The organism is Streptomyces sp. NPDC031064, from assembly GCF_055570965.1.
The window spans coordinates 414,270-433,605 of sequence record NZ_JBVIGF010000001.1 but is presented as its reverse complement, the minus strand read 5'-3'; the positions used below and the strand labels follow the sequence as shown (position 1 = coordinate 433,605).

At 72.8% G+C, this 19,336-nt stretch carries 15 protein-coding genes; 5 read left to right on the top strand and 10 right to left on the bottom strand.

What is annotated here, in order from left to right; genetic code table 11:
- The first annotated feature begins 28 nt into the window (after positions 1-28).
- Entirely contained in the window at positions 29-1,300 is a 1,272-nt protein-coding gene (locus ACZ46W_RS01770; protein ID WP_468329698.1) for an aspartate aminotransferase type Ic, read from the top strand.
- A 3-nt stretch (positions 1,301-1,303) separates the two neighbouring features.
- Here ACZ46W_RS01770 and ACZ46W_RS01765 read toward each other — a convergent pair whose 3' ends face one another.
- Positions 1,304-2,206: a LysR family transcriptional regulator gene (locus ACZ46W_RS01765; protein WP_468329696.1), complete on the bottom strand. Its 903-nt coding sequence runs from the start codon at positions 2,204-2,206 to the stop codon at positions 1,304-1,306.
- Between the two features lie 184 nt (positions 2,207-2,390).
- Here ACZ46W_RS01765 and ACZ46W_RS01760 point away from each other — a divergent pair, with 184 nt between their 5' ends.
- On the top strand, positions 2,391-3,281 hold the full coding sequence (locus ACZ46W_RS01760; RefSeq protein ID WP_468329694.1) for a ketopantoate reductase family protein: 891 nt from the start codon (positions 2,391-2,393) through the stop codon (positions 3,279-3,281).
- A 490-nt stretch (positions 3,282-3,771) separates the two neighbouring features.
- A complete protein-coding gene (locus tag ACZ46W_RS01755; protein WP_468329692.1) occupies positions 3,772-5,130 on the top strand; it encodes a carbohydrate-binding protein in 1,359 nt (452 codons plus the stop codon).
- A 137-nt stretch (positions 5,131-5,267) separates the two neighbouring features.
- Here ACZ46W_RS01755 and ACZ46W_RS01750 read toward each other — a convergent pair whose 3' ends face one another.
- From ACZ46W_RS01750 to ACZ46W_RS01710, 9 genes are all read right to left on the bottom strand, one after another.
- Positions 5,268-6,818, bottom strand: a complete 1,551-nt coding sequence (locus tag ACZ46W_RS01750) for a GMC family oxidoreductase (protein WP_468329689.1) — start codon at positions 6,816-6,818, stop codon at positions 5,268-5,270.
- Complete coding sequence (locus tag ACZ46W_RS01745) at positions 6,815-8,371, bottom strand: APC family permease (protein ID WP_468329686.1); 1,557 nt, start codon at positions 8,369-8,371, stop codon at positions 6,815-6,817. The genes ACZ46W_RS01750 and ACZ46W_RS01745 overlap by 4 nt, the downstream gene beginning before the upstream one ends.
- Positions 8,372-8,403: 32 nt before the next feature.
- Positions 8,404-9,876, bottom strand: coding sequence for an aldehyde dehydrogenase family protein (locus tag ACZ46W_RS01740; RefSeq protein ID WP_468329683.1), 1,473 nt, complete (start codon positions 9,874-9,876; stop codon positions 8,404-8,406).
- On the bottom strand, positions 9,869-10,999 hold the full coding sequence (locus tag ACZ46W_RS01735; RefSeq protein ID WP_468329679.1) for an aromatic ring-hydroxylating oxygenase subunit alpha: 1,131 nt from the start codon (positions 10,997-10,999) through the stop codon (positions 9,869-9,871). Before ACZ46W_RS01735 ends, ACZ46W_RS01740 begins: the two co-directional genes overlap by 8 nt.
- A 9-nt stretch (positions 11,000-11,008) precedes the next feature.
- Positions 11,009-12,163: an N-methyl-L-tryptophan oxidase gene (gene solA / locus ACZ46W_RS01730; protein ID WP_468329676.1), complete on the bottom strand. Its 1,155-nt coding sequence runs from the start codon at positions 12,161-12,163 to the stop codon at positions 11,009-11,011.
- A gap of 15 nt (positions 12,164-12,178) precedes the next feature.
- A complete protein-coding gene (locus ACZ46W_RS01725; RefSeq protein ID WP_468329673.1) occupies positions 12,179-14,626 on the bottom strand; it encodes a GcvT family protein in 2,448 nt (815 codons plus the stop codon).
- A gap of 142 nt (positions 14,627-14,768) precedes the next feature.
- Complete coding sequence (locus ACZ46W_RS01720) at positions 14,769-15,398, bottom strand: MBL fold metallo-hydrolase (protein WP_468329670.1); 630 nt, start codon at positions 15,396-15,398, stop codon at positions 14,769-14,771.
- Entirely contained in the window at positions 15,395-16,480 is a 1,086-nt protein-coding gene (locus tag ACZ46W_RS01715) for an S-(hydroxymethyl)mycothiol dehydrogenase (RefSeq protein WP_468329667.1), read from the bottom strand. The genes ACZ46W_RS01720 and ACZ46W_RS01715 overlap by 4 nt, the downstream gene beginning before the upstream one ends.
- A gap of 224 nt (positions 16,481-16,704) precedes the next feature.
- On the bottom strand, positions 16,705-17,523 hold the full coding sequence (locus ACZ46W_RS01710; RefSeq protein WP_468329664.1) for an IclR family transcriptional regulator: 819 nt from the start codon (positions 17,521-17,523) through the stop codon (positions 16,705-16,707).
- Positions 17,524-17,701: 178 nt separating this feature from the next.
- On the opposite strand from ACZ46W_RS01710, the gene ACZ46W_RS01705 reads away from it, so the two are divergent.
- Both ACZ46W_RS01705 and ACZ46W_RS01700 read left to right on the top strand, forming a co-directional pair.
- The gene (locus ACZ46W_RS01705; protein WP_468329661.1) at positions 17,702-18,022 is read left to right on the top strand and encodes a bifunctional 3-phenylpropionate/cinnamic acid dioxygenase ferredoxin subunit; all 321 of its coding nucleotides are present in this window, start codon (positions 17,702-17,704) and stop codon (positions 18,020-18,022) included.
- Positions 18,019-19,332, top strand: coding sequence for an NAD(P)/FAD-dependent oxidoreductase (locus ACZ46W_RS01700; protein ID WP_468329658.1), 1,314 nt, complete (start codon positions 18,019-18,021; stop codon positions 19,330-19,332). The genes ACZ46W_RS01705 and ACZ46W_RS01700 overlap by 4 nt, the downstream gene beginning before the upstream one ends.
- Positions 19,333-19,336 lie beyond the last annotated feature (4 nt).

Here is a 19,336-nt window from a genome sequence, read left to right as displayed (position 1 = left end):
CTGAGTGGTACCTGTGAGAGGACACACCATGACCACCGAGCTGAGCCCCGACGCCCTGAGCGGGCTCCTCGAACGCGCCCGTCAGGACTATCAGGACCTCGTGGGACGCGGGCTCTCGCTCGACCTCACCCGTGGCAAGCCCGCGCCGGAGCAGCTCGACCTCTCCGAGGAGCTGCTGAGCCTGCCCGGCGGGCGGTACACCTCGGCGGACGGCACGGACGTGCGCAACTACGGCGGGCTCCAGGGGCTGCCCGAGCTGCGGGAGATCTTCGCCGGGGTGCTCCAGGTGCCGGCCGCGCAGTTGCTCGCCGCGGGGAACTCCAGCCTGGAGCTGATGCACGACTGCCTGGTGCACGCCCTGCTGAGCGTGCTGCCCGGAGCCGAGGGACGCTGGGCGGACCAGGAGCGGATCGCGTTCCTGTGCCCGGTACCCGGCTACGACCGGCACTTCGCGCTCTGCGAGCGGTTCGGTATCGAGATGATCCCGGTGCCGATGACCGCCGAGGGTCCCGACATGGACGCCGTGGAGCGGCTGGTGGCCGACGACCCGGCGGTCAAGGGCATCTGGTGCGTACCGAAGTACAGCAACCCGGACGGCGTCTGCTACAGCGACGCGACCGTGGCGCGGCTCGCCGCGATGAGCACCGCCGCGCCCGATTTCCGGATCTTCTGGGACAACGCCTACGCCGTCCACCACCTCACCGACGAGCCCGTCGAGATCGCCGATCTGCTCGCCGCGTGCGCGGAGGCCGGGAACCCGGACCGGGCATTCGTGTTCGGCTCCACGTCGAAGATCACCGCGGCGGGCGCGGGCGTCGCCTTCTTCGGCTCGTCCCCCGCCAACGTACGGTGGCTGCTCGCCAACAACGCCAAGCGGTCGATCGGCCCCGACAAGGTCAACCAGCTCCGGCACGTCCTGTTCCTGCGGGACGCGGACGGGGTGGCGGCCCACATGGAGCGCCAGCGCGCCCTGCTGCGGCCCAAGTTCGAGGCGGTGGCGCGGATCCTGGAGGCCGAGCTCGGCGGGACCGGGCTCGCGACCTGGACCTCGCCCAAGGGCGGCTACTTCGTGACGCTCCAGGTGCCGGACGGCTGCGCCAAGGAGGTCGTACGCCGTGCCGCCGAGGCGGGCATCGTGCTGACGCCCGCCGGCGCCACGCACCCGTACGGCGACGACCCGCGTGACGCGGTCATCCGGATCGCGCCCAGCTACCCGGGGCTCGGGGAGCTGGAGCAGGCGATCGAGGGACTCGCCGTGTGCGTCAGGCTGGTCGGCTACGAGCGGCGGGGCGCCCGGTAGGGGTCACGCCCGCGCCCCGGTGCGCTCGCACGTCCGGCGGACGGTGTCGGCGAAGGCGCGGGCGAGTGGGGTGAGGGCGTCCCAGCTCCGGACGGCCCACCCCACCGACAGGGGCGGCAGCGCGGGGATGGGGACGAACCGGAGCGCGTCCCCGCCGTTGGTGGAGCGGCCGGGAAGCGCGGGCACGACGGCGTGGCCGAGGCCCAGCTCGGCCAGGAGGATCGCGGTGTCCCAGTCGGCGACGCTCGTGTCGGACCGGTGGGGTACGCCCAGGTCGGCGAAGGCCGCGTCCAGGTGCGCCCGGGACGTCGACCTCGCCGGAAGGCGGATGTGCCGGAGGTCCGCGAGGTCGGCCACCTCGATCGTGGGACGCGCCGCGAGCGGGTCGTCGGCGCGGACGGCCAGGACCCACGGCAGGTCGACGACCGGGCGCTGCTCGATGCCGCGCACGCGCTCGCCGATGGTGACCCAGGCCAGGTCGAGGTCGTCGGCGGCGAGCGCATCGAAGCACCTGCGGCCGGAGCTCTCCGTCTGGAACTCCAGGCTCGCCCGGGGGTGGCGTTTGTGGAAGGCGACCACGGCCTCGGACATGAAGTGCCGCAACGTCGTGGCGCCCGTGGTCACCCGAACCGAGCCGACGTCGCCGCGCACGGATTCCTGGATGCTCCGCACGGCCAGGTCGAGGCCGGCTATGCCGTGCGCGGCGGCCGCCTGGAGCACTCGGCCCGCCTGGGTGGGCACCACACCGCGGGTATGGCGTTCCAGGAGGGCGGCGCCGGTCTCCCGTTCCAGGCGCTTCACATGCTGGCTCACCGCCGACTGCGTACAGCCGAGGTCGCGGGCGACCGCGCTGAGGCTGCCCGCGCGGCAGACGGCGACGAAGACGCGGAGGTCGTCAAGAGTCACCGATCCAAGGTACCCCTTGGGTCTGCGGAGCAAATCCTAGGATTGACTTGGTGGTTGGCGCGCCGGAAGATCACTCCAGGGCCCTCGGGCGGCAACCCGTCCCCCCCTTCGCACCCCAACGGGCCCTGGCGAAGGGCATGGACGGGTGCCGACCCACCACTCGTCGCGGAAGGAACGTCACAGCATGCCCAAGCCCTGGACCGTCGCCGTACTCGGCCCCGGAGGGATCGGCGGCCTGCTGGCCGGCCTGTTGTCCCGCGCCGGGCACCGGGTCATCTGCCTGGCGGGAGAGGACACGGTCCGAGCCCTGAGCCAGGACGGCATCCGCGTACGCAGCGGGCAGTTCGGCGACTTCACCGCCACGGTGGAGGCGGACACGGAGCTGCGCGAGCCGGTCGACCTGTGCCTGGTGGCCGTCAAGCACACCGCGCTCGACGCGGCGCTGGAGCGCGTGCCGTCCGACGTGCTCGGCGACGCCGCCCTCGTCGTGCCGCTGCTCAACGGCGTCGAACACCCGGACGCGCTGCGCGAGCGGTACGGGGAGCACCGGGTCGTCCCCGGGGTGATCCGGGCCGAGTCGACCCGGGTGGCGCCGGGCGTCATCGAGCACGGCACCCCGTTCACCGAGGTGGACCTGGCCGGACCTCCCGAGCGGCTCGACGGCCTCGCCGGTGTGCTGGAGGCGGCGGGGGTGCGCGTCCGGGTCGCCGAGGAGGAGGCGACGACGCTCTGGGCGAAGCTCGCGCTGCTCGCGCCTTTCGCCCTGCTCACCACGCGGTACGGGGTCCCCATCGGCGACCTGCGCACCGGGCACCGTGACGAACTGGTCGCGCTCGTCGCGGAGGCGGCGGCGGTGAGCCGCGCCTGCGGGGCGCCGGCCGATCCGGCGGCGGTCCTGGCGCGGTACGACGCCTGGCCGTACGGCACCAAGTCCTCCATGCAGCGCGACGCCGAGGCGGGACGCCCGCTGGAACTGGACGCGATCGGCGGAGCCCTGCTGCGCGCCGCCGCCCGGCACGCCGTCCCGGTGCCGGTCGCCGACCGCCTGGTGGCCGAAGTGGCCGAGGTGGCCTAGGTGGCCAAGATGGCCAAGGTGGCCTAGGTGGCCGCGGGGGCGCCGGGGACACATGGGCCCGCAGGGGTGCCCAGGCCGGCGGGGACGCCCGGGCCGGCGGGGACGCCCGGGCCGGCAGGAACGCCCGGGCCGGCAGGGGCGCCGGTCGGCTGACGGCCGGGGGTGGCGGGGGCGACGAGAGCGAGGAGCGAAGGGGGCGTTCGGGGCGCCGGTCGGCTGACGGCGGGGCGACGGGCCGGGCCCTGGTCGGCCGACGGCCGACGGTCGGGGTGGCGGCGCGGCGCGGGTGCCCGGGGTGGTGGGCGGCCGACGGTCGGGGTGGTGGCGGCGCCAGGGTTCGCCACGCGTGCCATTACGCCGCATGGCGGGCGCCCATGTCTCCCATAAAGCCGAAGAACCGACAAACCGACATTGTCGGACGCGCTGTTGGAAACACCTACGGTTCGGCACGTCTTTCCCCCGAACAGACCCCGAACAGAGGTGACACCCGATGCTCCACAGACACGCCACCGCCGCGTGCGCCACCCTCACCGCCGTCGGTGCGCTCGTGCTGGCCGGCTCGCCCGGCGTGGTCGCCGCCGAGGCGCCCGCGCCGCCGTCCATCCCCTCGGCGGCCGGCACCCTCGGCGCCGACAAGCCGTCGCCCGCGCTGCTCGACGCCATGCAGCGCGACCTGGGCCTGACCCGCGAGCAGGCCGAAACGCGGCTGAAGAACGAGGCCGAGGCGGGGGCCCGGGCCGGCCGCCTCCAGAACGCCCTCGGCGACCGGTTCGCCGGGGCGTGGGTGAGCGGACCGGTCTCCGCCACGCTCACCGTCGCCACCACCGACGCCGCCGACAAGGCCGCCATCAAGGCGGGCGGCGCCGAGGCGAAGGTGGTCCGCCACAACCTCAAGCGGCTGGAGGGCGCCAAAGCCAAGCTGGACCAGGGCTCCGTCCGGACGAAGACCGCCGACGCACCCGTCTGGTACGTCGACCTCCGCAACAACACCGTGACGCTGGAGGCCGCCAAGGCGTCCGCCGCCGATGTGTTCCTCACCGCCACCGGCGTCGACCGCACCCTGGTCCAGGTCAAGGCGACGACCGAGCGGCCGCGCCCGTTGGTCCACGACATCCGGGGCGGCGACGCCTACTACATCGGCAACGCCCGCTGCTCCGTCGGCTTCGCCGTCACCTCCGGCACCCAGCAGGGCTTCGCCACGGCCGGCCACTGCGGCCAGACCGGCGCCACGACCAACGGCCACAACAAGGTGGCCCAGGGCAGTTTCAAGGCCTCCACCTTCCCCGGCAAGGACATGGCCTGGGTGGGCGCCAACGGCGACTGGGCGGCGACGGCGTACATCAAGGGGCAGGGCGACCAGAACGTCGAGGTCGCCGGCTCCACCGAGGCCCTCGTCGGCGCGTCGATCTGCCGGTCCGGCTCCACCACCGGCTGGCACTGCGGCACGATCGAGCAGCACAACACGAGCGTGTCGTACCTCCAGGGCACCGTGAAGGGCCTGACCCGCACCACGGTCTGCGCCGAGCCGGGTGACTCGGGCGGCCCGTACATCTCCGGGACGCAGGCCCAGGGCGTCACCTCCGGCGGTTCCGGCAACTGCAAGGACGGCGGAACCACCTTCCACCAGCCGCTCAACCCGGTGCTCCAGGAGTACGGGCTGACGCTGAAGACCAACTCCGCCGACCCGGGCGACACCGGGAAGGCGGGCGGCACCTGGGCCGCCGGCAAGATCTACCACGTCGGTGACCAGGTCACGTACGACGGGGTCTCCTACCGGTGCCTCCAGACGCACCAGGCCCAGCCCGGCTGGCGGCCCCCGGGCGCCACGGGCCTGTGGCAGCGGGTCTGACCGGCACGCGGCGGGTCTGACGGCACACGGCGTGCCGGGGCCCGGGCCGGTCACCGGCCCGGGCCCCTCGCCGGCGTACGGCCCCCGCACGGCCCCTCGGCGCACCGGCCCCCAGGCGCCGCCGCGCGCACCCGGCGTCAGCGGTTGTCCTCCGCCAGCAGGTCGGCGCACTTCTCGCCGATCACCATCGTCGTGATGCACGGGTTGACGGTGACGAGGTCCGGCATGACCGAACCGTCCGCGACCCTCAGCCCCGCGACGCCCTTCACCCGCAGCCGCGCGTCGAGCGGCGCCAGCGGGTCGTCGTCGGCGCCCATGCGCACCGTGCAGGCCGGGTGGTAGACGGTGTTGTGCGTCTTGCGGATGTAGTCCAGCAGCTCGTCGTCGCTCCGGACGTCGGGGCCCGGGGCCAGTTCGGCACCGGCCCACCCGGCGAGCGCGGGCTGGGCGGCGATCCGGCGCGCGAGCTTCAGGCCGTACGTCATCACCCGTACGTCGTGCTCGTGCGTGAAGTACCGGGGGTCGACCATCGGCTTGTCCCGGTAGTCACGGGTGCGCAGCCGCACGGTGCCCCGCGATCCGGCCCGGGTGACATTGGGCGTGAGGCAGAAGGCGTTCTCGGACGTCGGGTAGCCGTGCCGGGCGGTGTTCATGTCGAACGGCACCGAGCCGTAGTGGAACATCAGGTCGGGCCGGTCCAGGCCGGGCTCGGTGTCGTAGAAGATCCCCGCCTCCCACCACTGGCTCGACGTCGTGGGCATCGGCTGCTTCGCCTCCCACATGATGACGCCCTCGGGGTGGTCCTGGAGGTTCTCGCCGACGCCCCGGGAGTCGACGAGCACGTCCACGCCCACCTCGCGCAGGTGCTCCGCCGGACCGATGCCCGACAGCATCAGCAGCTTCGGCGTGTCGATGGAGCCGCACGACACGACCACCGCGCGCCGGGCCCGTACGACACGGGTGTGGACCAGATCCGGGTCCAGGTACTCGGCCCCCGTGCAGCGGCGGCCGTCGAAGACCAGCCGCTTGGCCCGCACCCCGGTGCGTATCTCCAGGTTCGGCCGCTTGCCCATCACCGGGTGGAGGTACGCCACCGACGACGACTGGCGGACGTTGTTCTCGTCCGCGTTGATCTGGAACCAGCCCGCGCCCCGGATCACCGTCGTGCCCGTGTTGAACGGCGTGGTGGGGATGCCCGCCTGGGCGCACGCCTCCAGCAGCGCCGCCCCGCACGGGTCGCCGCCCTTGAGGGTGCGCAGCCTCACCGGGCCGGTGCGGCCGTGGTGGTCGCCCGGCGCGTCGTTGCTCTCCAGCCGCCGGTACAGCGGGAACAGGTCGGCCGCGCTCCACCCGGTACAGCCCGCCGCCGCCCAGTCGTCCAGGTCCTCCGCCGGCGCCCAGAAGGCGATGCACGAGTTGTGCGACGAGCAGCCGCCGAGCACCTTGGCGCGGGCGTGCCGCATGAAGCTGTTGCCGTGGGCCTGCGGCTCGACCGGGTAGTCCCAGTCGTACCCCGACTCCAGCAGACCCATCCAGCGCTCCAGCCGCAGGATGTTGTCGTCCCCGACGTCGCTGGGCCCCGCCTCCAGGACGCACACCGTGACGGACGGGCCCTCGCTCAGCCGTGCGGCGACGACGTTCCCGGCCGTCCCGCCGCCCACGACGACGTAGTCGAACACCTCGGTCATGAAAGGGTGACCTCCTTCGGAAGCGCGGCTTCCTCAGCCGTGGCGGCGTGTTCGGCCAGCACGCCCGTACGGTGCCGCTGCACGAACCAGTAGTAGGCGAAGCCGCCCACCGCGATGGCCCCGACGAACAGGACGGCGCCCCAGCGCAGGTACCAGTGGTACGGCGGGGCGGCGTTGTAGACGGCGGCGCGCGGCCAGATGAGGTTCACGGTCATCACCGCGCCCCACAGCACGGCGAGGACGTTCACCGGCAGGCCCCAGCGGCCCAGCGAGAACTTCCCCTCGGCCGGCTGCCACCCGCCGCGCACCCGCGCCACCAGCATCGGCACGGTGACCAGGAGGTACGCCAGGTAGATCATGATGATGCCGATGCTGGTGACCACGGTGAAGATCTGCGGCTGGCGGATGTTGACCACCAGGATCGCCAGCGCCAGCACCCCGATGATCACGGTCGGCAGGACCGGCGTACTGAAGCGCGGGCTCACCCTCGCCAGCCGCGACGACGCCGGCAGGTTGTTGTCCCGGGCCATCGCGAACGCCAGCCGGATCGCCGCCGTGTGGACGGCCAGCGCGCACACCGTCACGGCGATCAGCACGCACCACAGCATCGCCTTGCCGGCCGTCGGCCCGAGGACGTCGAGCACGACGTACTGGAGGCCCTCCGTCGACAGCCGTTCACCCCGCAGGCTCGACACGCTCATCAGCGCCAGCAGCAGGATCAGCCCGCCCAGGACGAAGGAGGCGACGATCGCCCGGATGATGGCGCGCGGTGCGTTGCGCGAGGGGTCCAGGGACTCCTCGCCGAGCGACGCCGCCGTGTCGAAGCCGTACATGACGTACGCCGAGGCCAGCGACGCGATCAGGAACGCGCCCAGGTAGCCGAAGGACTGGCCCGAGCCGGTGCCCGCCGTGTCCGTGACGACCTGGGGGCCGCGTACGACGTTCACCGCGAGCAGCGCGATCAGCACGACGGTGGCGAGCAGCTCGATGAAGACGCCGGCGGTGTTGATCCGTGCCATCAGCTTCACGCCGAAGGCGTTGACCAGGGTGGTGAACAGGATCAGACCGGCCGCCAGTACCACCGCGTTGGTCGCCACGTCGTACGTCCCGGTGCCGTCCCCGACGAACTGGAACACGGACGATATCCGGGGGAGCGTGAGCTGGTAGGCGAGGGCGACGGCCGCGATCGACACGATCGAGGCGATGAGCATCATCCAGCCCGCCAGCCACCCGACGTGCGGATTGCCCAGCCGCTTCGACCAGTTGTAGATGCTCCCGGCGACCGGGTACCGGGCCGCCAGCTCCGCGAAGCACAGCGCGACCATGAACTGGCCGGCGAACACCATCGGCCAGGACCACCAGTAGGCGGGGCCGCCGCTGGCGTAACCGAAGTAGAAGAGCTGGAAGGTGCCGGTGAGGATGGAGATGTACGAGATGCCGGCGGCGAAGGTGTGGAAGTTCCCGAGCGTGCGCTTGAGCTCCGGCCGGTAGCCGAACTCGGCCAGCTCGGCGTTGTCATCGCTGTTCGCGTGTCCTGGTGGTGCAGACGTCATGAGCAACTCCTGGTGGGGGAGAGGTCGTCGAGTCAGGCGAACCAACCCTGGGGGGCCGGGGCCGTGTTGCGCCAGATGTGCTTCGCCTCGCGGTACTCGGCAAGGCCCGCCGGACCGAGCTCGCGCCCCGTACCGGACTGCTTGAACCCGCCCCACTCCGCCTGCGGCAGGTAGGGGTGGTAGTCGTTGATCCACACGGTGCCCAGGCGCAGCCGGGACGCCACCCGGGCCGCCCGCCCCTCGTCACCCGTCCACACCGCGCCCGCCAGCCCGTAGACCGTGTCGTTGGCGAGCCGTACGGCCTCCTCCTCGTCGCCGTCGCGGAACCGCTCCACCGTCAGGACCGGCCCGAACGACTCCTCCCGTACCACCGACATCCCGGCACGGCACTCGTCCAGCACCGTCGGCAGGTAGTAGAACCCCGCCTCGTACGCCGGGCCTTCGGGCCGCGCCCCGCCGCAGCGCAGCACCGCCCCCTCCGCCAGCCCGGCCGCCACGTACGCCTCGACCTTCGCGCGGTGCGCGGCCGAGATCAGCGGCCCGGTCCGCGCCCGCTCGTCGAACGGCCCGCCGAGCCGGATGCGGCGGGCCCGGCGTACCACCTCGTCCACGAACCGGTCGTGCAGCGAGTCCTCCACCAGCAGCCGCGCCCCCGCGGAGCACACCTGACCCGAGTGCAGGAACACCGCCGTCAGCGCCATGTCCACCGCCGCCTCGAAGTCGGCGTCCGCGAACACGATGTTCGGGTTCTTGCCGCCCAGCTCCAGCGCCACCTTCTTCACCGTCCCGGCCGCCGCCGCCATCAGCCGCCGCCCGGTGGCGAGCCCGCCCGTGAACGACAGCAGGTCCACGTCCGGGTGGTCGGCGAGCGGAGCACCCGCCTCCGGGCCCGCGCCCAGGACCAGGTTCGCGGCGCCGTCCGGCAGCCCGGCCTCCGCCAGCAGCCGCATCAGACGGATCGCGGTGTGCGGGGTCAGCTCGCTCGGCTTCAGCACGAACGTGTTGCCGGCCGCCAGCGCGGGGGCGACCTTCCACGCCGTCTGGAGCAGCGGATAGTTCCAGGGCGTGATCAGCCCGCACACCCCGGCCGGCTCGTACACCACCCTGCTGTCCGCCGACGCCGGCCCCGTGTCGATGACCCGTCCCGTCTCCGTCGCGGCCAGCCGCCCGAAGTACCGGAAGCACGCCACCACGTCGTCCACGTCGTACCGGCTCTCCACCAGCCGCTTACCGGTGTCCAGCGACTCGGCGCGCGCCACCGCCTCCCGGTCCCGTACGAGCAGGTCGGCGACCCGCAGCAGCAGGTCCCCGCGCTCGGCGTCCGGCGTGCGCGGCCAGGGGCCCATGTCGAAGGCGCGCCGGGCGGCGGCGATGGCGTCCGCCGTGTCCTTGCCACCCGCCTCGTCCACCTCCCCGACGAGCGTGCCGTCGGCCGGGCAGCGGATCTCGCGGGTGCGCCCGTCGCGGGGGCTCGTCCACGTCCCGCCGATGAAGAGGTCAGGCACGAGAGCCTCCCAGGTGCTCGGCAAGCCAGGAGTGGAAGATCCCGATGTGGTGCTCGGTCGGCACCAGGACGCCGCCGAAGCGGTAGGCGCGGGACGCCATCGCCGGCTGGGTGCGCTCGCACGCGTCGAAGTCCTGGACGTTGACCCGGTGGAACAGCTCCACCGACTTGGACACGTCCGCTCCCGACGCGACGACCTCGGGCGCGTACAGCCAGTCGCACTCGACGACCGTGCGGTCCTCGGCGAGCGGGAACATCCGGTGCAGGATCACATGGTCGGGGACCAGGTTGATGAAGACCGTCGGCTTCACCGTGATCGCGTAGTAGCGGCGGTCCTGGTCGGGCGTGACCTCGGGCAGCTTCGCGAAGCCCTCGCTGCCGTCGACCGTGAAGCCCTTGACGCCGTCACCGAACTCGGCGCCGTGTCCGACGTAGTACTGCGCCGCGTAGCCCTCGGCGAACTCGGGCAGCACATCGGTCAGTTCGGGATGGATGGTCGCGCAGTGGTAGCACTCCATGAAGTTCTCGACGATCAGCTTCCAGTTCGCCTTCACGTCGTACGAGACGCGCCGGCCGAGCGCCAGCTCCTCGGTGCGGTAGCGCTCGATGGACGCCGCGTCGCCGAGCCGCTCCACCGCCGCGCCCATCACCGTCTCCTCGAACGACGGCGGTTCGTCGGCCAGGCACACCCACGCGTAGCCGAGCCACTCGCGCAGGTGCACCGTGACCAGGCCGTAGGCGGTGCGGTCGACGTCCGGCATCTTCGTCAGGTTCGGCGCCGCGACCAGTTGGCCGTCCAGGTCGTAGGTCCAGGCGTGGTACGGGCACTGGAGGTTGCGGCGCACCTCGCCGGACTCCTCCAGGCAGAGGCGGGCGCCCCGGTGCCGGCAGACGTTGAGGAACGCGCGCAGCTCACCGGCCCGGTTGCGGGTCACGATGACGCTCTCCCGGCCGACCCGGACCGTGCGGAAGGCCCCGGGCCGATCGAGGTCCGCGCCGCGCACCGCGCAGAACCACATGGCTTCGAAGAGCCGCTCCTGCTCCTGCCGGAAGACGTCCGGGTCGGTGTAGTAGTGGCCGGGCAGGGTGGCGATGAGGCTGGGGGGCAGGGGTGTTGTCGTCACTGCGGCCTCCTAGGCGGGCGCGGCGGTGAGGCGGCTGGGGTCGAACAGCTCGATCGGGTGCGCGGTGGTGCCGGTCAGCGCCAGGTCGGCCACGATCTCGCCGACGACCGGTACGAACTTGAACCCGTGCCCGGAGAACCCGCAGGCGACCGTCACGGACTCGGGGTGCCGGGGGTGGCGGGCGATCACGAAGTGCTCGTCGGGCGTGTTGGAGTACATGCAGGTGGCCGCCTTCAGGAACCGGCCGGGCAGCGCCGGGAGCAGCCGGGCGGCTTGGTGCGCCATCGCCGCGACCTCGTGGTCGTGCACGGTCCGCTCGATGGTCTCGGGGGTGCAGACGGTGCCCTTGCGGAAGAACGCCACCTTCGCGCCCAGCTCCGGCCCGTCGATCGCGGGGAACCCGTAGATCTGGACGTCGTCCGCGTCCTCCCAGATGTAGATGGGGTGGTTCTCGGGGAGGAACGGCGTCGTGCCGCCCTCCGGCTGGAACCAGTACATGACCTGCCGCTCGATGGTGAACGGCACCCCGAGGCCGGTGAGCAGCGCGGGCGCCCACGCGCCGGGGCAGATCACCAACTGGCCGGCCGTGTAGGTGTTCTCGGCGGTGTGGACGCGCACGCCGTCGCGGTACGGCTCCCAGCGCAGCAGCGGCTCCTCGAAGTGCAGGTCCGCGCCCGCTCGCGTGGCGAGCTGGAGGTGGGCGGCGACGGTGTTCTCGGGCCGCAGCAGCCCGGCCCGCGCCTCGTACAGCGCCACCTCGTCGTCGGCCGGCGTCAGGGTCGGGAAGCGGCGCCGGACCTCCTTGGCGTCGAGCATCTCGTGCGGCAGGCCCCACCGCTCGGCCGACAGCCGGGAACCGGCGACGGTACGGGACTCGGGGCGGCCCAGCATCAGCCCGCCGCACAGGGTGGCGATGTCGCGGCCCGTGTCCCGCTCCAGCCGCTCGTACAGCTCGTACGCGCGCAGCAGCAGCGGTACGTACGCGGGGTCCTCGAAGTACGACTGGCGGGTGATCCGCGAACCGCCGTGGCTGGAGCCCCGGTTGTGCACCGGGCCGAACTTCTCCAGCCCCAGCACGCGGGCGCCGCGCGCGGACAGGTGGTGGGCGGCGGCACTGCCCATACCGCCCAGGCCGACCACGATCACGTCATAGGTGGGTGACATGCTTCCTCGGCCTCCTCAGCGGCGGATACGGCTCATCCCCGGGTCGAACAGCGGCTCGTCGGCGACCGTCGCCGCCACCTTCCGCCCGAAGTACTCCACGTGCACGGCCGTGCCCGTGGGCAGCGGCGGCAGCCAGGCGTACGCGACGCAGCGGCCCAGCGTGTAGCCGTACGCGGCGCTCGTCACGTAACCGGCCGGTGAGCCGCCCACGTGGACCGGCTCCTTGCCCAGCACGACGTCCGACGGGTCGTCGAGGAGCAGCGCGGTGAGCCGGTGCTCCGGCTCGCCCGCCCCTTCCAGAGCCTGGCGGCCGACGAAGTCGCCCTTGTCCATGCGCACGGCGAAACCGACACCGGCCTCGTACGGGGTGTGTTCACCGGTCATGTCGTGGCCCCAGGCCCGGTAGCCCTTCTCCAGGCGCAGGCTGTTGAAGGCGGATCGCCCGGCGGCGACGACGCCGTGCTCCCGGCCCGCCTCCCACAGGGTGTCCCACAGCCGCAGCCCCAGGTCGGCGCTGGTGTACAGCTCCCAGCCGAGCTCGCCGACGTAACTCAGACGCATGGCCGTCACGGGCACGTGCCCGAGGTACGTCCGCTTGGCGCGGAAGTAGCCGAAGCCCCGGTGCGAGAAGTCGTCGTGGGTCAGCGGCTGTACGAGGTCGCGGGCGAGCGGCCCCCACACGCCGATGCAGCAGGTGCCGGAGGTGATGTCACGGATCAGTACATCGCCCGGCGCGTGGCGCAGCAGCCAGTCCTCGTCGGCCGGGCTGTTGGCGCCGATCTGGAACCGGTCCTCCGCGAGCCGGGCCACGGTGAGGTCCGAGCGGATGCCGCCCGTCTCGTCCAGGAGCAGGGTGTAGGTCACCGCACCCGGCTTCTTGGCCAGGTTGTTGGTGGTCATGCGCTGGAGGAAGTCGAGGGCGCCGGGCCCGGTGACCTCCAGCCGGCGCAGCGGCGTCATGTCGTACATGGCGACCCCCTCGCGGGTCGCCTTCGCCTCGGCGGCGGCGATCGGCGACCAGTGGCGGGCCGACCAGGCGTCCCGTTCGGGCAGGTCCAGGCCCTCGGCGAGCGGGGCGTTCGCCTCGTACCAGTGCGGCCGTTCCCAGCCGCCGCCCTCCAGGAAGTACGCGCCCAGTTCCTTCTGCCGCTCGTAGAAGGGGCTGACCCGCAGCGGGCGTGGCCGCTCCATGGGCTGGAGCGGGTGGATCACGTCGTACACCTCGATGAACTGCTGTGAACCCCGCTCACGGATGTACACGGGTGAACGCTGCGCGTCCTCGAAACGCGTGAGGTCGCATTCGTGCACGTCGGTCGCCGGCCGCCCGTCGACCATCCACTCGGCGACCGCCTTGGCGACGCCCGCCGAGTGCGTGACCCAGACCGCCTCGGCGAGCCAGAAGCCGCGCAGGGTGCGGGACTCGCCGAGGACCGGCATCCCGTCAGGTGTGAAGGAGAAGACCCCGTTGAAGCCCTCCTGGACCTCGGCCTTCGCGAGCGCGGGCAGCAGCCAGGCGCAGTCCTTCCAGCTCGGGGCGAAGTCCTCGGGGGTGAACGGGTACGAGGACGGCATCCCGCCGGGCGTGTCGGACGCCTCGTCGTACGCGGGGACGGTGAACGGGTCGACGGGCAGCGGCCGGTGGGCGTAGCTGCCGATGCCGATCCGGTCGGTGTGCTCGCGGAAGTACAGGTCGCGGTCCTGGAAGCGGAGGATGGGCCGGGACGCCTCGGCGGACGCGCCGGCCAGTTCCGGCAGTGGGCCGGTCTTGGCGTACTGGTGTGCGAGGGGGAGCAGTGGGACGTCCACCCCGGCCATGCGGCCGACGACCGGGCCCCAGAAACCGGCCGCCGACACGACGTGGTCGGCCGGGAAGACGCCCCGGTCGGTGACGACCCCGGTCACCCGGCCGCCCTCCCGCTCGATGCCGGTGACGGTGTGCCGCTCCAGGAAGCGGGCGCCGCGCGCCACGGCGCGGGCCATCTGGGCGCGGCAGGCCGGGACGGCGCGGGCGAGCCCGTCGCCGGGGGTGTGGAAGCCGCCGAGGACCTTGGTCCCGTCGAGCAGCGGCCACAGCTCCTTGCAGCGGGACGGCGGTACCACCTCGCCGGGTACGCCCCAGGCGGCGGCGAACCCGGCCCGGCGGTGCAGTTCGGCGAGGCGCTCCTCGGTGGTGGCGATCTCCAGCCCGCCGACGGGGTTGAAACAGGACAGGCCGTCGGCCTCCAGGGCGCTGAACTTCTCCACGGTGTACGCGGCGAATTCGGTGAGCGTCTTGGACGGGTTGGTCCGGAAGACGAGCCCGGGCGCGTGGGAGGTGGAACCGCCGGGCGCGGGGAGCGGGCCCTGTTCGAGGACGGTGACGTCCGTCCAGCCGCGGGCGGTCAGCTCGTCGGCGAGGGAGCAGCCGACGATGCCGGCGCCGATGACGACGACTCGGGGGTTGGCGTGGGACGTGCTGGACATGCCCCTCCTTGGTTGGGGGTGTCAGACGGTGGCCTTGATCGAGTGTCGGACGGCAGGCTTGGCCGGTTGTCGGACGGTGGCGTTGGCCGGTTGTCGGACGGCAGGGCTTGGCCGGTTGTCGGACGGTGGCCTTGGCCGGGTGTCAGACGGCGGCCGGGACGTGCGGGCGTTCGGCGGCGATCGTCGTGTCGTCGCCGTGTCCGGTGTGGACGACCGTGCCGCCCGGCAGGGTGAGCAGCCGTTCGCGGATGGACGCGAGGATCGTCGGGCGGTCGGAGAAGGAACGGCCGGTCGCGCCGGGGCCGCCGTGGAAGAGCGTGTCGCCGGTGAACACGGCGTCCAGGAACGGGATGTGGAGCACGCAGCTCCCCCAGGTGTGGCCGGGCGTGTGCAGGACCCGCGCCCGGACCCCGGCCACCAGCAGCACCTGCCCGTCCCGCAGGTCGCCGTCCGGGGCCCGGCCGGGGTGGACGGCGTCCCACAGTCCCCGGTCCGCGGGGTGGAGGAGGACGGGCGCCCCGGTGGCCTCGGCCAGCGCGGGCGCGGCGCCGATGTGGTCGTCGTGGCCGTGGGTGCACACGACGGCGGTGACCCGGCGGCCCGCGACGGCCGCCAGGACCGCGGCCGCGTCGTGGGCGGCGTCCACGACCAGCACCTCGGCGTCGTCACCGACGAGCCACACGTTGTTGTCGACGTCGAAGGTCTCGCCGTCGAGGCTGAACGTGCCGGAGGTGACGACCCGTTCGGCGCGTACGTCCCCGTGGCAGGTCACAGGACGACCACCGAGCGCAGCACATCGCCCCGGTGCATCTTCGCGAACGCGCCCTCGACCTCGTCCAGTGCGATCTTCTCCGTGACGAAGGCGCCGAGGTCCAGCCGGCCGCTGAGGTACTGGTCGATGAGGATCGGGAAGTCCCGGCTGGGCAGACAGTCCCCGTACCAGGACGACTTCAGCGCGCCGCCCCGCGAGAACAGGTCGATCAGCGGCAGTTCCAGCCGCATGTCCGGGTCCGGCACCCCGACCTGCACCAGCACCCCGGCGTGGTCGCGCATGTAGAAGGCCTGCTGGTACGTCTCGGGGCGCCCGACCGCGTCGATCGCCACGTCCACCCCGAAACCGCCGGTCAGCTCACGCACCGCCTCGACCGGGTCCGTGCCACGGGAGTTGACCGTGTGGGTGGCCCCGAAGTGGGTGGCGGCGTCCAGCTTCCGGTCGTCGATGTCGACGGCGATCACCCGCCGCGCCCCGGCCAGGGAGGCGCCCGCGATGGCGGCGTCGCCGACGCCACCGCAGCCGATGACCGCGACGGTGTCGCCGCGCCCGACGTTGCCGGTGTTCACGGCGGCGCCGTACCCGGCCATCACCCCGCAGCCGATGAGCCCCGCCGCCTCTGGCCGGGCCGCCGGGTCGATCTTCACCGCCTGGCCGGCGGCCACCAGCGTCTTCTCGGCGAACGCGCCGATACCGAGGGCGGGCGAGAGGGGCGTGCCGTCCAGCAGGGTCATCGGCTGGGTGGCGTTACGGGAGTCGAAGCAGTACCAGGGCCGTCCGCGGCGGCAGGACCGGCAGTCCCCGCAGGGCGCGCGCCACGCGATGACGACGTAGTCACCGGGGCCGAGTGCGGTCACGCCGTCGCCCACGGCCTCGACCGTGCCGGCCGCCTCGTGGCCGAGGAGGAACGGGAAGTCGTCGTTGATGGCGCCCTCCCGGTAGTGCAGATCCGTATGGCAGACCCCGCAGGCCTGGACGGAGACGAGCACTTCGCCGGGGCCCGGATCGGGCACCAGGATCGTCTGCACCTCGACGGGTGCGCCCTTCTTGACGGCGACGACGGCACGGACCTCATGCGGCACGACAGACTCCTCTGCTGTTGCGCACTGCGCTATGGGTTGCGCGACGGGGAACATACTGGGAACGCCGACAAGTTGCCGTCAAGAGGTGCGTGTCAACGCCCGGGAAATCCGTTCACCACCGCGGAAACGCGCCGGACACATGAAGGAGCGGGGCCGGGTTTCCCCGACCCCGCTCCCGGATCCGTTTCCGGCCCGTCTTCCGGGCCCGTACGGTCGGCGGTGCGTCAGATGCCGTACCCCATCCGCCGCGACAGCTCGTCGGCCGCCGTGACCGTGCGCCGTGCGAGCTCCGGCAGCCGCTCCCGCTCCAGCCGGTACGCCGGCCCCGACACGCTCAGCGCGCCGATGACCTTGCCGTCGTGTGCCCGCACCGGAGCCGCCACCGCGTTCAGCCCCAGCTCCAGCTCCTCCGCCGCCAGCGCGAACCCCTGCGCGACCACCGACTCCAGCTCGCCGCGCAGCATCCCGGCGCTGGTCACCGTGTGCTCGGTGAACCTCGGCAGCGCCCGTGCCAGCAGCCCCTCCCGCAACGTGACCGGCAGATGGGCGAGCAGCACCTTGCCGCTGGAGGTGGAGTGCAGCGGCGTGCGTCTGCCCAGCCAGTTCTGCGCCGTGACGGACGACGGGCCGCGGGCCTGCATGATGTTGACGGCGGCGTCGTCGTCCAGCACCGCGATGTTGACCGTCTCGCCCAGCTCGTCGGCGAGCTCCCGGCAGACCGGGGCGCCCTCCTGGGAGATGTCCAGCCGCACCGCCGCCGCCCCCGCGAGGCGCAGAACGCCCGCGCCCAGGAAGTACTTGCCGCGGTCCTGGGCCTGGCTGACCAGGCCCCGGTTCTCCAGCACGCCGAGCAGCCGGAAGGCCGTCGACTTGTGCACGTCGAGCTCGTCGGCGATGTCGGTGACGCCCGCCTCGCCGTGCCGGGCGAGGATTTCCAGCACGCTCACCGCACGGTCCACCGACTGGATGGCTCCCGCCGCGCCCTTGGCCGTTCGCTCCCGCGTGTCGTCGGTCTGGTCAGCCGCTGTCTGATTGCGGGTCATGGTTCAACTCTCACCACCTTGCGGCCGGTTCGGGCCGCATCTTCGGGAAGCCCTTGACGCGGCAGGCACCCCGACCGGATTCTGTTGCGCATAGCGCGCCCTCATGCGCCATGCGGAACGTTATGTGAAACGTCATGTTACCCAAGAGTCCTAGAATCCTGGACCAAGAGGGGGGCCCGTGATTCCCGTCTGCCGCCTCGAAGACCTCCCCGCGGGCGAATCCGTCCGTGTCGACACCACGCCGCCCATCGCGGTGTTCAACGCCGACGGTGAGCTGTACGCCATCGACGACACCTGCACCCACCAGGACGCCTCCCTCTCCGAGGGGTGGCTGGAAGGCTGTCTGGTCGAATGCCCGCTCCACGCCGCCTCATTCGATCTCCGTACCGGACAGCCGACCTGCCTGCCCGCCCGCCGCCCCGTCCGCACGCACCAGGTGATCGTCACCGACGGCGTCATCCACGTCCGTCCGGCCGTACAGGAGGACACCGCGGCATGAAGACCGTGACCGTGGTCGGCGCGTCGCTGGCCGGCCTGTACGCGGCCCGCGAGCTGCGCGCCCAGGGGTTCGACGGCCGCCTGGTGATCGTCGGTGAGGAACCGCACCGCCCCTACGACCGGCCGCCCCTGTCCAAGGAGTTCCTGACCGGAGCCACCGGAGCCACCGGAGCCACCGGAGCCACCGGAGTCACCGGAGCCACCGGAGCCGCCGGAGCCACCGGCGACCGGGCCGGCGATCAAACCGGCGGTCGGCCCGGGGACCCGGTCGGCGACCAGCCCGGGGACCCGGCCGGCACCCCTGCTGTCGAAGAGTGGCTCGCCCTCGCCGACGCCGAGGAAGAGGCCGGCCTGGCCGCCGAGTGGTTGCTCGGCACCCGGGCCCGGGGCCTCGACCCGCGCGGCCGCACCCTGCTCCTGGACGGCGGGCGCACCATCTCCACGGACGGCGTCGTCATCGCCACCGGGGCGTCCGCCCGCCGACTGCCCGGGTCCACGGGCATGGCCGGTGTCCACACCCTCCGTACGCTCGACGACGCGCGCGCCCTGCGGGCGGACCTGGTGGGCGGACCGCGCCGGGTCGTGGTCATCGGCGGCGGCTTCATCGGCGCCGAGACGGCGTCCTCGTGCGCCACGCTGGGCCACGACGTCACCGTCGTCGAGGCCGCCCCGCTCCCGCTGCTCCCGCAACTAGGCCCCGAGATGGCCGCCGTGTGCGCCGCCCTGCACGCGCGCGGGGGCAGCCAGCTCGTCACCGGCGCCTCCGTGGCGGGGCTCCGCGGCGACCGGCGGGTTCGTGCCGTTGAGCTGGCCGATGGGCGCGTGCTGCCCGCCGACGTGGTCGTCGTCGGCATCGGAGCCGTACCCAACACCGCCTGGCTCGCGGGCTCCACCCTCGCCCTCGGCGACGGCGTGCTGTGCGACGACGGCTGCGTCACCTCGCTGCCGCAGGTCGTGGCCGTCGGCGACGTCGCCCGCGTCGGGGGCGTACGCGCCGAGCACTGGACCAGCGCCACCGAGCAGCCCGCCGTCGCGATACGCAACCTGCTCGCCGGACGGACCGCCGCCACCGTGCGCCCGCTGCCCTACTTCTGGTCGGACCAGTACGGCGCGCGCATCCAGTTCGCGGGGCGCCGGAGGGACGGCGACACCGTCCGCATCACCGAGGGCTCCACGGACGGAGGCGGCTTCCTGGCCCTGTACGAGCGCGACGGCGCCCCCACGGCCATCCTCGCGGTGGACCGGCCCCGCCCCTTCATGAAGGCACGCCGCGACCTCGCCCGGGCGGCCCAGCCGGCGCCCGCGATCTAGCCTG